General features: G+C 64.7%; 12 protein-coding genes. 9 read left to right on the plus strand and 3 right to left on the minus strand.

Going from position 1 to position 12,634, the window contains the following annotated elements:
• The first annotated feature begins 16 nt into the window (after nucleotides 1-16).
• Nucleotides 17-511 (plus strand): hypothetical protein, encoded by a 495-nt coding sequence (locus N430_RS10875; protein WP_110636386.1) that lies wholly within the window; start codon nucleotides 17-19, stop codon nucleotides 509-511.
• Nucleotides 512-546: 35 nt separating this feature from the next.
• On the opposite strand, the gene N430_RS10880 is transcribed toward N430_RS10875, so the two are convergent.
• Nucleotides 547-1,425 carry a LysR family transcriptional regulator gene (locus N430_RS10880; RefSeq protein ID WP_110636383.1) on the minus strand — a complete coding sequence of 293 codons (879 nt, stop codon included), beginning with the start codon at nucleotides 1,423-1,425 and terminating at the stop codon, nucleotides 547-549.
• Between the two features lie 107 nt (nucleotides 1,426-1,532).
• Between N430_RS10880 and N430_RS10885 the strand changes: the two genes are divergently transcribed.
• Nucleotides 1,533-2,252, plus strand: a complete 720-nt coding sequence (locus tag N430_RS10885; RefSeq protein ID WP_110636380.1) for an AzlC family ABC transporter permease — start codon at nucleotides 1,533-1,535, stop codon at nucleotides 2,250-2,252.
• Complete coding sequence (locus N430_RS10890) at nucleotides 2,249-2,575, plus strand: AzlD domain-containing protein (RefSeq protein WP_110636377.1); 327 nt, start codon at nucleotides 2,249-2,251, stop codon at nucleotides 2,573-2,575. The genes N430_RS10885 and N430_RS10890 overlap by 4 nt, the downstream gene beginning before the upstream one ends.
• On the opposite strand, the gene N430_RS10895 is transcribed toward N430_RS10890, so the two are convergent.
• Nucleotides 2,572-4,413: a diguanylate cyclase domain-containing protein gene (locus N430_RS10895; RefSeq protein ID WP_110636374.1), complete on the minus strand. Its 1,842-nt coding sequence runs from the start codon at nucleotides 4,411-4,413 to the stop codon at nucleotides 2,572-2,574. The two genes, N430_RS10890 and N430_RS10895, sit on opposite strands and share 4 nt — an antisense overlap.
• A 131-nt stretch (nucleotides 4,414-4,544) precedes the next feature.
• On the opposite strand from N430_RS10895, the gene N430_RS10900 reads away from it, so the two are divergent.
• The 3 genes from N430_RS10900 (at nucleotide 4,545) to N430_RS10920 (ending at nucleotide 6,757) form a co-directional block, all read left to right on the plus strand.
• Entirely contained in the window at nucleotides 4,545-5,501 is a 957-nt protein-coding gene (locus N430_RS10900; protein WP_110636371.1) for an endonuclease, read from the plus strand.
• 710 nt (nucleotides 5,502-6,211) lie between these two features.
• Nucleotides 6,212-6,481, plus strand: a complete 270-nt coding sequence (locus tag N430_RS10915) for a hypothetical protein (protein ID WP_110636367.1) — start codon at nucleotides 6,212-6,214, stop codon at nucleotides 6,479-6,481.
• Nucleotides 6,482-6,484: 3 nt separating this feature from the next.
• Nucleotides 6,485-6,757, plus strand: coding sequence for a DUF3077 domain-containing protein (locus N430_RS10920; protein WP_110636364.1), 273 nt, complete (start codon nucleotides 6,485-6,487; stop codon nucleotides 6,755-6,757).
• A gap of 402 nt (nucleotides 6,758-7,159) precedes the next feature.
• Here N430_RS10920 and N430_RS10935 read toward each other — a convergent pair whose 3' ends face one another.
• The gene (locus N430_RS10935) at nucleotides 7,160-8,791 is read right to left on the minus strand and encodes a twin-arginine translocation signal domain-containing protein (protein ID WP_110636361.1); all 1,632 of its coding nucleotides are present in this window, start codon (nucleotides 8,789-8,791) and stop codon (nucleotides 7,160-7,162) included.
• Nucleotides 8,792-8,968: 177 nt separating this feature from the next.
• Here N430_RS10935 and pvdM point away from each other — a divergent pair, with 177 nt between their 5' ends.
• From pvdM to N430_RS10950, 3 genes are read left to right on the plus strand one after another with little or no spacing between them, the layout of a single operon-like run.
• Entirely contained in the window at nucleotides 8,969-10,327 is a 1,359-nt protein-coding gene (gene pvdM / locus N430_RS10940; protein ID WP_110636358.1) for a pyoverdine-tailoring dipeptidase-like protein PvdM, read from the plus strand.
• Nucleotides 10,327-11,616: a pyoverdine-tailoring periplasmic protein PvdN gene (pvdN, locus tag N430_RS10945; RefSeq protein ID WP_110636355.1), complete on the plus strand. Its 1,290-nt coding sequence runs from the start codon at nucleotides 10,327-10,329 to the stop codon at nucleotides 11,614-11,616. The genes pvdM and pvdN overlap by 1 nt, the downstream gene beginning before the upstream one ends.
• Before the next feature lie 25 nt (nucleotides 11,617-11,641).
• Nucleotides 11,642-12,496, plus strand: a complete 855-nt coding sequence (locus N430_RS10950; protein WP_110636352.1) for a formylglycine-generating enzyme family protein — start codon at nucleotides 11,642-11,644, stop codon at nucleotides 12,494-12,496.
• The last annotated feature ends 138 nt before the right edge of the window (nucleotides 12,497-12,634 follow it).

Genomic DNA, 12,634 nt, shown 5'->3' on the forward strand with positions numbered 1-12,634 from the left:
GTCCAAGGAGGAAAACATGGCAATCACCCTCAATGGCCTGGGTTGGCAGGCCACCGTGCACCAGCAGCAGCGCATCAACCACGACCAGGCGCAAGCCGAGCTGGTGCCGTTCCGTGCACCGCTGGCCACCAGCAATGCGTCCGCGCAGCAGAACAGCCAGGGTAGTACTTCGCAGCAGAATGCCGACGACGCCCGCGAAGAAGCCTTCGCCAAACTCAAGGTCATGCTGCAGAACCCCGACCTCGCTGCCCGCCAGCAGGCCAGCGCCAGCACCCAGGAAAGTAGTGATGCGCTGCAGGAGTTCCGCGACTACATGTCCAAGTCACCGGAAGAGAAGATCAAGGAGAAGATCCTTCAGGAACTGGGCATGACCGAAGACGAGTACAACGCCCTGCCACCTGAGCAACAGGCCAAGGTCGATGACCAGATTGCCCAGCGCATGAAGGAAGACATCGAAATCAAGACCCAACAGAAGGCGGCCGGACAGGCAAGCGAAACTGAGCAGGTCTGAAACCAGGGTGTGGCCAGCGCAACGCTGGCCACACCTCAGGCCAACCGTTTCAAGGCCTCTTCCACCGCTGCCACGCGTGGGTTGCCCGTGGCACCCGGCAAGCGCCATGCCGCGATGGTCAGCCCCAATGGCACCGAGCGGTCCAAAGGGGCGACCAACTCGCCACTGTCGAGGTACGGCTGGATCAGGCTCCTGCGCCCGATCAGCACACCGGCGCCCAGCAAGGCTTGCTGCACCGCGATCGAATAAAGGGAAAAACCCGGGCCTCGGGCCACGAAGTGCTGCTCAGGCATGATCGCCGCCGACCAGACATCCCAGTCCTGCCAACCGACATCCTTGATGCAGCGCGCACTGGCCAGGTCTGCCGGCGCGGTGATCTGCGCGGCCAGCGCGGGGCTGCACACCGGCAGGATGTCTTCATCGGCCAGCTTGCGCTGGCCGCGCTGGACCTGCTCGACGTAGAACAGGCAAAGGTCGAACGGGCTGCGCTTGAGGTTGGGCGGTTCATCGACCGCCGTGACGGAGACCTCGATGGGCGCGAGCATTTCGGTCAGGCGCGGCAGCCGCGGCCCGATCCACAGCTGGGCCAACGCCGGCGAGGTGACGATATGCACCCGCTGCGGCGCGGCCAGCCGGCGCAACGTACGGGCAGCCTCCTCCACCGCATCGAAGGCCTCGGTGAACTGCGTCTTCACGCTTTCGCCCAGCGGGGTCAGGCGCACGCCCTTGACATGGCGCTCGAACAGGGCGGCGCCGTACTGGGTTTCCAGGGTCTTGATCAACGCGGCAATCGCCCCGGGCGTGACCTTCAGTTCGTGGGCAGCCCGGGCAAAGCCACCGAGCCGCGCCGACGCCTCGAAGGCGCGCAGGGCATTGAGCTGCAGGGTGTGCCGGGTAGGTGAATCGAGCGACATGGTTCAAGGCCTATTTTTTTTAGGCCTAATATTCCAGAAATCTGCGTTGTTACCAAGCCGGGCCGGTTTTACCTTGAGCGAGCCTGATGAACGTTCAAGGAACCCACATGCACTACAAAAGCGCGATGCACGCATTCACCGAGGGTGTCCGCGCGGTTCTGCCACTGATGACCGGCATGGTGCCCTTCGGCCTGATCACCGGGGTGACAGCCATCGGTATTGGCATGTCGCCGCTCGACGCCATGGGCATGACCCTGCTGTTCTATTCCGGCTCCGCGCAGATGGTGGTGCTGCAGCTGATGCAGAGCGGCGCGCTGCCACTGACCATGGTGGTGACTGCGTTGGTGATCAACCTGCGCTTCCTGATGTACAGCGCCGCCCTGGCCCCGCACCTGAGCGATCTGCCACGGCGCAAGAGCTGGCCGTTATCCTACCTGCTGTCCGACCAGTCGTTCGCCCTGTGCAGCCTGAAATTCGGCACCGACGGCCTCGGTCGATTTGCCTTCCCCTACTACCTGGGCACCGCCTTGCCGATGTGGTTCGGCTGGAACCTGGCGGTGCTGGCCGGCGTGTACCTGGGCACCGGCATTCCGGAGTCCTGGTCGCTGGGCTTTGCCATTCCGCTGTCGTTCCTGGCCCTGCTGGTGCCGGGCATCCGTAACCCGGCGATGCTGGGCGCAGCGGTAGTGGGCGGCGCGCTGGCGGTGCTGGCACACGACCTGCCCTACAACCTTGGCTTGCTGGTCGCCTCGCTGGGCGGTGTGATCAGCGGGTTGAGCATCGAACAGCTGCGCAAGGGCGCACCCGTGGCAGCGGAGGCGCCATGAACGACATGACCCCATGGATCACCTTCGCCCTGATCGGCCTGGGCACCTTTGCGATACGCCTGTCGTTCATCGAGTTCTACGGCGCATTGCGCATTCCGCCGATGTTGCGCCGAGCCCTGGTGTATGTGCCGGCCAGTGTGTTGGCGGCACTGGTGCTGCCGGCCGTGGTGTTCAAGGCCGGGCAGCCGGGTATCGACTGGAGCAACCCGCAGATACCGGCGGCTGTGGTGGCGGGGCTGGTTGCCTGGCGCACGCGCAGCACGCTGCTGACCCTGGCGGTCGGCATGGGCGTGTTGTGGGCCCTGCAGCATTGGGGTTTCTAGCGGTCAGGCACCACGCTGAAGCGGTTGCGCCCGCTGCGCTTGGCCTCGTACATGGCCTTGTCGGCCAGCGCGAGGGCATCCTCGGCCGTTTGCGGGTCATGCCCGGAATGGTTGAGGTACACGCCGATACTGGCACCAACGGCCACTTCGGCCCCCTCTACCGCCACCGGCGCCGACAGCACATCGCACAGCTTGCGTGCGATATCCTGGGCTGATGCCTGGTTGGCCACGGCCTGGGCGATGACCACGAACTCATCACCGGCCAGCCTGGCCACCATGTCATCCGCGCGCATGATCGCCAGCATGCGCCCCGCGGCAGCCTGCAACACGGCATCACCCGCCTCGTGGCCATGCTGGTCGTTGACTTGCTTGAAGCCATCCAGGTCGATGAAGAACAAGGCAAACGCAGCCCGCTGCTGCAGGGCGAAATCCAGCTCTTCATGCAACGCCGCGCGGTTGGGCAACCCGGTCAGCGGGTCGAGCGTGGCCTGGTCGAGCAGGGTCTTTTCCTTGCGCTTGCGTTCGGTCACGTCCAGCGACATGACGAAAAAGCCCTCGACCTTGCCATTGCGGATATCCGGCACATAGGACGCGTGCCAGATCCGCGTGTCGTCGGGGCTGTATCGCACGTTGTCAGCCTCCACCCGCTCGCCGGCCAATGCCTTGTGGAAGCATGGCAGCAGCTGCTGATACACGTCCGCCGGCAGCACATCCTGCACCTTGCGGCCTTTGAGCTGGATCGGCTCGACCCCGAAGATCTGCCGGTACACGGCATTGTTGAAGCGGTATTCGAGGTTGGTGCCGATCTGCGCGATCAGCACCGGAATATTGTCGGCGATGGCCTGCAGGGTTTCCTGGCTGCGTGCCAGCTCTTCGGTGCGCTGCGCCACCTGTTGCTCCAGGGTCGCCTGGTAGCGCTGCAATTGCCGCTGGCGGCGCTTGCGTTCGCTGACGTCACGCACGAACACGACCAGTTGTTCGGTAACGCCGCGCGCGTCACGCAGCGCCGACACGCTCAGCTCGCTCCACAGTGCGCCATTGCCGGGGGTGACCAGCCGCACTTCGATGACCAGCGAATCCTGCTCACCGGCAACGATCTGCTGCCAAGGCTCGTCCAGCTTGGCCAGGTCCTGTGGGTCGATCAGCTCGTTCAATTGGGTCAGCACCAGCCACTCCCTGGCCCTGCCCAGCAATTGGCAGAACTCCCGGTTGGGCTCGAGGATGCGCCCGCCAAGATCGACCAGGGCCTTGCTCGTCGGGCTGTTGTCGAACACCCGGTGGAAACGCGCCTCGGAGGATATCAAGGCGCCTTGCTCCGCCTGCTGCACCGCGCTGCCCGAGTCGATGGCCAGGCTGCGGTGGAGCATCTCGCGCTCGACGATCCGCGCCAGGTCGCGCAGGTGCGCCAACTCGGTTTCCGACACCTGACGGGGCCGGGTGTCCAGCACACACAGCGTGCCCACAGTCAGCTCACCGGCAAAACGCAGTGGCACGCCAGCATAGAAGCGGATGCGCGGCCCACCGGTTACCAGCGGGTTGTCCTCGAAACGCGGATCGGCGCAGGCATCCGGGATCACCAGGATGTCTTCGGCATGCAGGGCATGGGCACAGAACGCCACATCGCGCGTGGTCTCGGCAACGTCCACACCCTGGCGCGACTTGAACCACTGGCGATTCATGTCGACCAGCGACACCAGTGCCATGGGCACTTCGAGCAGCACACTGGCCAACCGGGTGATGCGGTCGAAGGTTTCCTCGGCCGGTGTATCGAGGATGTTCAGGCTCTCGAGGAAACACAGGCGGGCTGCCTCGTTGAGAGGCGATGGGGCGATTTGCATGACGATTCGCTCGACAAGATCCTGACCCGCAAACGATAGCGGCGCAGCGCTCAAGCGCAAGCCTTTGCTCTCTTCTTTCAACGCGCTCAAGCCGTATAATCGTGTTTTTTTGTAAGCCTAAGACGTATTTCATGAAGAAACTGCTTTGCGCCGTCGCCCTCGCCTTCGCCGCCATCCCCGCTGCCTTCGCCACTCCACCCGCCACCTTCACCGAAGCCAAGGTGGTCGCCAAACAGAAGATCTACCTTGACCAGGGCAACAGCGCCATGGGCGAGTTGTACTGTGGCTGCAAGTGGACCTGGGTCGGCAAGTCCGGCGGCCGGGTCGACCTGAAATCCTGTGGCTATGAAACCCGCAAGCTGCAGACCCGCGCCGAGCGTACCGAGTGGGAGCACATCGTCCCGGCCTGGACCTTCGGCCACCAGCGCCAGTGCTGGCAGAACGGCGGGCGCGAGCAGTGCGTCGACAGCGACCCGACCTTCCGCGCCATGGAGGCCGACCTGTTCAACCTCTACCCGTCCGTGGGCGAAGTGAACGGTGACCGCAGCAACTTCAACTACGGCATGGTCTCTGGCGTTGCGCCGCAGTACGGCCAGTGCACCACCAAGATCGACTTCCAGCAGAAAACCGCCGAGCCACGCGACGAGGTGAAGGGGCTGGTGGCACGCACCACGTTCTACATGTTCGATCGCTACAAGCTGAGCATGTCGCGCCAGCAGCAACAGGTGCTGATGGCCTGGGACAAGCAGCACCCGGTGACGGCCTGGGAGAAGCAGCGTGATCAGCGCATTGCCGCGATCATGGGGCACAACAACCCGTTCGTGACCGGTGAGCGCAAGTGGGCGCTGGGGTATACGCCGCAGGGCGCGGCAGTGGTGCCGACTACGGCAGTGAAAGAGGCGGCCAAGCCGACGCTGGCCAGTACCGCGGCAAGTGGTGCGGTGGTCGGTAACCGCAATAGCCATGTGTATCACCTGGCCAGCGGTTGCCCGGGGTACAGCCAGGTTTCGCAGAAGAACCAGGTGGCGTTTGGCAGTGAGGCCGAGGCGTTGGCGGCGGGGTATCGCAAGGCGGGGAATTGCAAGTGACGGCGTGAGGGTTGTGTGAGGGCTGCCATGTGCCTGCCACAACAGTTGCAGCGCCTGTGAGACCGAGCGCCGCCCGCGCGGCGCATCGCGGGCAAGCCCGCTCCCACATCTGTTTCGGGCCAATCTCTCCTGTAAAGCCAACAGGAACCGCTTTGTTTGTTCCCTTCGATATCGAGGTGGACGCAACTGCTTTTCATCGAACTAAAGTCATGCACCTGAGCGGGCCCTGTTGGCGGCACAGGAATAACTGGCCCGAAACAAATGTGGGAGCGGGCTTGCCCGCGATGCGCCGCGCGGGCGGCGCTCGATCTCACAGGCGCTGAACCTGTCATGGCGAGCACCTAGTAGCCCTGACCCATTCCCCCGCCCTACCCCTCCAAGCCCTCACCCGTAAGACATTTCCGAACCTGAAACCAAATGCTTCAAAACCAGCATGCTTGGGAATTATCCTACGCCCGGTGCTGAAGTATCGCTGTTGTCGGGGAAACCTCTCACGGATAACGTTTTCGGGTCGCCGCAGCTTGGCGACCGGGTGTGAGAACCCGAACCGAATTTCATGCATTAGCACCGTTATGGCGGCAGTACGCGGGCAGGCTTCGGCCTGGCCGGGCTTTGCATGGTTCACCGGTTTCTCACCCCGCGTACCGCTGCCACCTTCACCTGTGAGAAGGTCTGGATGGCAGTTCCGATAACGAACTGTGAGATCCAAAATGAAAAAGATCGTACCCGACCCACCCCGCCACAAACCCATCACCACCCCATTCTTCACCGTCCGCACCGACATGTGCCCACCCGACGCCCTGGCCCACGCCAGCGAGCTACTGCGCGGCGTCATCGAAACCATCGACGAGCACTGCCGCGCCCGCGCTGGCGAGCCCGGCCTGAACATGCTCGGCAACGCCATGCATGCCAGCGAGATCGCCCATTCACTGGTCGAACATGTCCACGCCCAGCTTTACGGCCAACAGGCCCAGGAGTGACGCATGGCAGACGAACCGAAAGTCATCACCACCATCGGCGCGGAAACCTTCCTCGACGTCGGCAACCCACCGATCAACCTGCTACGCGTGCAACCCGATGTCCCGATCGAGGATGCCTACGAGCAAGTCTCGATTCTACTGGGTTACATCAAGCACCTGGTGCGCGAAGGCGACATGGAAGATGACCACAAGCTGCTGGGGGCTGCGGATTACCTGATCGCCTTGGCCAAAGGGCTGATGAATGAAATCGAGTTGACCAAGAACGCTCTGCGTTGACTTCAGCCCCCGGTGTTGGTTAGGGGCGGTTGGAGATTGAGGGAGGCTGACAGGTGTTCACCATGACAGGTTCAGCGCTTATGAGATCGAGCGCCGCCCGCGCGGCGCATCGCGGGCAAGCCCGCTCCCACATTTGTTTCGGGCCAGTTATTCCTGTGCCGCCAACAGGGCCCGCCTTGGTGCATGACTTTAGTTCGATGAAAAGCAGTTGCGCCCACCTCGATATCGAAGGGAACAAACAAGGCGGTCCCTGTTGGCTTGACAGGAGAGATTGGCCCGAAACAGATGTGGGAGCGGGCTTGCCCGCGATGCGCCGCGCGGGCGGCGCTCGATTTCACAGGCGATGAAAATGCTGTGGCGAGTACCTGCAAGCCACCACGCGGCCCTCCCGCAAAGGCCACATCACGTCCCCTCCGGCAACTTCATATGCCGCGCATACCAAGGCCTGCGCGGCGTACGCCGCAGCAGGTCGCCAACATCCCGCTCGCCACTGAAGGCAATACGCAACGCCAGCTTCATCGCTTCGACCTCCATCTCCCCAGCACCGCCCCCGGCATCGGAAATCCCCCCACACCCATGGGTCATCGGCCCAAGCCAAGGGTCGCCAACCTGCACCCAACGCCCCGGCGCAAACCACGACACACCATTGACCTCACGCCGCTGCACTTCCCCCGGGTGGGCGCGCTCATGAGCCCGGTACCAATCCTCGATGCGGTCGTCGATCCAGCCATGGAAACGCCAGAACACCGGGTTCACATGGGAAGAGAACGGGTCGCCGAGGAAGTCGTTTTCCTCCCGGAACCAACGCGCCGCGTAGTCCGTCTGGTTGCGATCACCCATCACCGGCGCGCCGTTGGACGGGTCGCGAGTGACGGTCGCCCAGCGCATGTGCAGCCAGTCGTGGATGTTCAGTTCCACTTCCGAACCGAACTGCCCCAGGGTCAGGCGGCTGAGGTAGTCCGGGTCCTGGTACTGCGACTCCCAGACCTGGAAGTTGCTGAAGAAGGTTTCCGCCGCCTTGATGCCATGCAGCCACTGGCTCAGTTCTTCATCATTGGCCGCGACCCAGGCCGGCGGCACCGAGTTGCCGTCATGGTTTTCCTGATAGCGGATGAACCCCAGCCGATCGTATTCGAGCTGCGGTGACGGCAGCGGCAGTTGCGCCCAGTTCGGCAAGTCGGGCTGCAAGCCGCGCGCATGCCCGAGCATGTGCCGGTGCATGAAGAAAAAGTCCTCGCCGGAGCCATTGAGGTGTTTGCGCCGCCCACGTGCCCCCCGCTCGGCGTCACGCGGGCCAGGCTGCCAACCGGCACCGCGCAGGCCATCACGTTTCTCATCATCCAGGCGGTGCCACTTGTCCCGGGTGGCATGCCACACCTGGTGGAACAGGCGGTGCTCGGGGGAATTCAGCCAGGCCATCAGCGCCGGCGCCAGCGGCGTGACCTGGCGTGCCTCGGGGAAGGCGCGCTTGCTGGCGACGAAGTGGTTGTCCGGCTCAGGGCTCAGCAGGGGCCGGTCGATGCGGCGGATGCGCCCGGTCAGGGTGCCGGCGCCAGCATTGCCCCAGCCAGCCCAAACCTCATCGAGGGTCGCCTCCAGCTCATGGCTCGGCGCTGATGCCCCGGTCGGGACCAGACGCCAGCGGACCTTGCCGGCATCGGCGGCGACCAGTTCGCCGAGCACCCGGTAGCGCGGCTGATCGTTGCCGCGCAGGCGTTCAGCCACGTCGATGAAGCCACGCAGCGAGCGGCCAGTCGGGCCGACATCGAGCAGCATCTGCACGCCCTGCAGCGCCAAGCCGTCCAGGCCGGCCTCGGCGCCTGTGAAGCGCATGTCCCAGATGCCGCGCAGCTTGTCGGCGATGCGCACGCCAGTCCCTGCGGCAGCCTCTACCGTGGCTTCGCCCGCGGTCTCCACTTCATCTTTGCCGAGCTTCTCGTCGTGGTCGCGCGGCTGGCGCGCATACCACGCTGCCGAACCCGCTGCGCCGGCGACCGCCAGCCCCACCATGAACCCACGCCTGGAAAACCTCATCGCCACATCCGTATCCGTGTCAGCCACGCCTATCGAGCTAGAACGAGATGCCGCGCGGCAAATTTACCGGCAGCACGTCGCTAAATTTCCCGCTGTCGCGCTCGTCCCTCGGTGACAGGCAAGCCCCGTGATCGCGGCTGCCGCAACCGCATCGACCCTGCAACCAACGGGATGGCAATGAACACGACACGCTTGCGCAAGGCCCCCTACCTCGCTGCCCTGGCGCTGATCCTCGCGCTTGCGGGCGCCGCGGCCTGGTACTTCTTCATCTACCTGCCGGCCGGTTACCCGCGTGAGGTGATGAAACATGCCGAGGAACTTCAGGAGCGCATCATCTCCTTCGACAGCCACATCACCGTGCCGCTGAACTTTGGCACCGAAGGCAAAGAGGCCGACAAGGATGGCAGCGGCCAGTTCGACCTGGTCAAGGCCGGCCGCGGTCGCCTCTCGGGCGCTGCGCTGACGATCTTCGGCTGGCCGGAAATCTGGAATGGCCCGAACGCGCCCCATCGCCCGACCGCCGCCTTCGTCGACGAAGCGCGCCAGCAGCAGGAGATGCGCTACAAGATCCTCACTGGCATGGTTCGCGACTACCCCAACCAGGTCGCCATCGCCTACACCCCTGCCGACTTCCGGCGCCTGCACGGCGAAGGCAAGTTCGCGATCTTCCTCAGCATGCTCAATGCTTACCCGCTGGGCCACGACCTCAATGCCCTGGATACCTGGGCCGCCCGCGGCATGCGCATGTTCGGCTTCAGCTACGTGGGCAACAACGCCTGGGCCGACTCCTCGCGCCCGCTGCCGTTCCTCAACGACACCCCCGACGCCCTCGGTGGCCTGTCGCCGCTAGGTGAACAGGCCGTGGGCCGGCTCAATGACCTGGGGGTGATCATCGACGTGTCGCAGATGTCCACCCTGGCCCTGGAAGACGTCGCCCGCCTGAGCCGCGCGCCGATGGTTGCCTCCCACTCGGCACCGCGTGCGCTGGTGGACATCCCGCGCAACCTCAGCGACCACGAACTGCAGGCGATCAAGCGCAGCGGCGGCGTGGTGCAGGTGGTGGGCTTCCCGGCCTACCTCAAGCCCCTGAGCCAAGGCACCCTGGACAAGCTCAATACCCTGCGCAAGCGCTTCGACCTGCAGCCGCTGAACGGCCTGGCCAACGCCCTGATGCCGGGTGACGCGATCATTTCCATCTGGCCCGAGAAGAAGTTCGGCGAATACGCCAGCGCGCTCTACGCCATCCTCGACGAAGAACCCCGCGCCACGGTCAAGGACATGGTCGATGCCATCGACTACACCGTGCGCAAGATCGGTATCGACCACGTCGGCATCGCCTCCGACTTCAACGACGGTGGCGGCGTGACCGGCTGGATGAACGTCGGCGAGTCGCGCAATGTCACTGCCGAACTGATCCAGCGCGGCTACTCCGACGCCGACATCGCCAAGCTGTGGGGTGGCAACTTCCTGCGTGTATGGGAAGAAGTACAGCGCCTGGCCAAGCCAGCTGCCAGCACCCAGGCGGAGCGTGGCTGATGAACGACCGACGCCGCTTTCTCAAGCAGGCCGGCCTGCTCGCCGCCGCCCTGCCCCTGACCGGCAGCTTTGCCCAGAGCGCACTGGCGGCCGCGCCTGTGGCAAAAAACGGCCTGAACAAATGGCAGGCCCTGCGCCAGCAGTTCGACCTGGACCCAACCTACCTGCACTTCTGCAACTTCCTGCTCGCCTCCCACCCCCGTGTGGTCAGCGAAGCCATCGCCCGCTTCCGCGCACGGCTGGACCAAAACCCGGGCGAAATGGTCGACTGGGACCGCGAGGAGCTCTGGGGCTACGAAGATGAAGTACGCGCCTGGGCCGGCCGCTACTTCGGCGTGCAGCCGGGCCAGGTGGCCCTGACCGGCAGCACCACCGAAGGCTTGTCGATGATCTATGGCGGCCTGCAGGTAGCGCCGGGCAAGGAGATCCTGGTCAGCGCCCACGAGCACTACTCCACCAACACCCGCCTGGCCTACCGCGAGCGGCTGATGGGCACCCAGGTGCGCCGCGTGAAGCTGTTCAAGGAGCCGCAGCTGGCCTCGGTGGACGAAATGCTCGGCAACATCCGCCAGGCCATCCGCCCGCAAACCCGCGTGCTCGGCATGACCTGGGTGCAGTCCGGCAGCGGCGTCAAGCTGCCGATCCGCGAAGTCGGCGAACTGGTGAAAACACTCAACCAGGGCCGTGACGAGCAGGACCAGATCATCTACGTGGTCGACGGCGTGCACGGCTTCGGCATCGAAGACGTGAACTTCGCCGACTTCAACTGCGACTACTTCATCGCTGGCACCCACAAGTGGCTGTTCGGCCCACGCGGCACCGGCGTGATCATCGCCCGCGAAGAAAAGCCGCAGCCGTACCTGGTGCCCAGCCTGCCGACCTTCACCAAGGGCGAGAACTTCGGCACCTTGATGACCCCCGGTGGCTACCACGCCTTCGACCATCGCCTGGCCCTGGGCAAGGCGTTCGAACTGCACCTGCAACTGGGCAAGGCCGATGTCCAGGCCCGCGTGCACCAGCTCAACGACTACCTCAAGCAGCGCCTCGCCGAGCACGCCAAGGTGCAGCTGGTGACGCCACGCAGCAGCCAGCTGTCCGCAGGCTTCACCTTCTTCCGTGTCGAGGGCCGCGATTGTGATGCCGTCGCCCGCCACCTGATGGCCAACAAGGTGATCAGCGATGCCGTGGACCGTGACGTCGGCCCAGTGGTGCGCCTGGCCCCGAGCCTGCTCAACGACGAAGCCGAGATCGACCGGGTGATGGCCATCCTCGCCCCGCAACTCGCCTGACCTTTTGCCTTTCAAGAGAACCGCCATGCACATGTTCAAACCTCTGGCCCTGGTGGCCGCCCTGCTCGCCAGCGCCCCGGCCTTCGCCGCCGACGCGCACGCACCTGGCAAGACGTTCAAGGACTGCAAGGATTGCCCGCAGATGGTCGTGCTGCCCGCCGGCAGCTTCACCATGGGCGTGCCCGACGACGAAGTCGGCCGCCAGCCGGACGAAGGCCCGATGCACACCGTGACCTTCGCCAAGCCCTTCGCAATCAGCCAGTTCCAGGTGCAGGCCAAACAGCTGCAGGCCTGGCAGCGCGACGCCAAGGTCACCCTCCCCGACGGCGACGACCGCCCGGGCCGCCGTTGCACCAACGGCAAGCCCAGTTACCCGCAAGGCCCCGACCAGCCGGCGGTGTGCATCAGCTATGACGAGGTCAAGGCCTACGTCGCCTGGCTGTCGAAGAAAACCGGCAAGCACTACCGCATGCTCAGCGAAGCCGAGCGCGAATACGGCGCTCGCGCAGGCACCAGCGGCCCGTTCCCGTTCCCCTTCGATGAAGGCAAGGAATACAGCATCGCACAGCATGCCAACACCTATGGCGCCGCCGATGGCTACAACTACACCTCGCCCGCTGGCAGCTTCCCGGCCAACGCCTTCGGCCTGTACGACATGCATGGCAACGTCTACGAATGGGTCGCCGACTGCCGCCACGACAACTATGTCGGCGCCCCCGCCGATGGCAGCGCGTGGATGGAAGCGAGCTGCGAATACAACCACATCCGTGGCAACGACTACAGCGAAGCGCCGGTGTTCTCCCGCTCCGGCAACCGCAACTACCGCGAACCCTACGTGCGCGGCGACTGGCTGGGCTTCCGGGTAGCCCGCGAGCTCTGAGCGCCCTCCTCTGCACGGTACCGTATGCGGTACCTGACTCGCCCGGGCGCACGGCCCGGGCCGGCTAAATCACAGCCCCCCTCACACGTCTTTTCACTGGGCAACCAGCCCACACGGTGCTCGCCACGCGCAGCGCCG

This window comes from Pseudomonas sp. CC120222-01a, from assembly GCF_003097235.1.
Lineage (GTDB): Bacteria > Pseudomonadota > Gammaproteobacteria > Pseudomonadales > Pseudomonadaceae > Aquipseudomonas.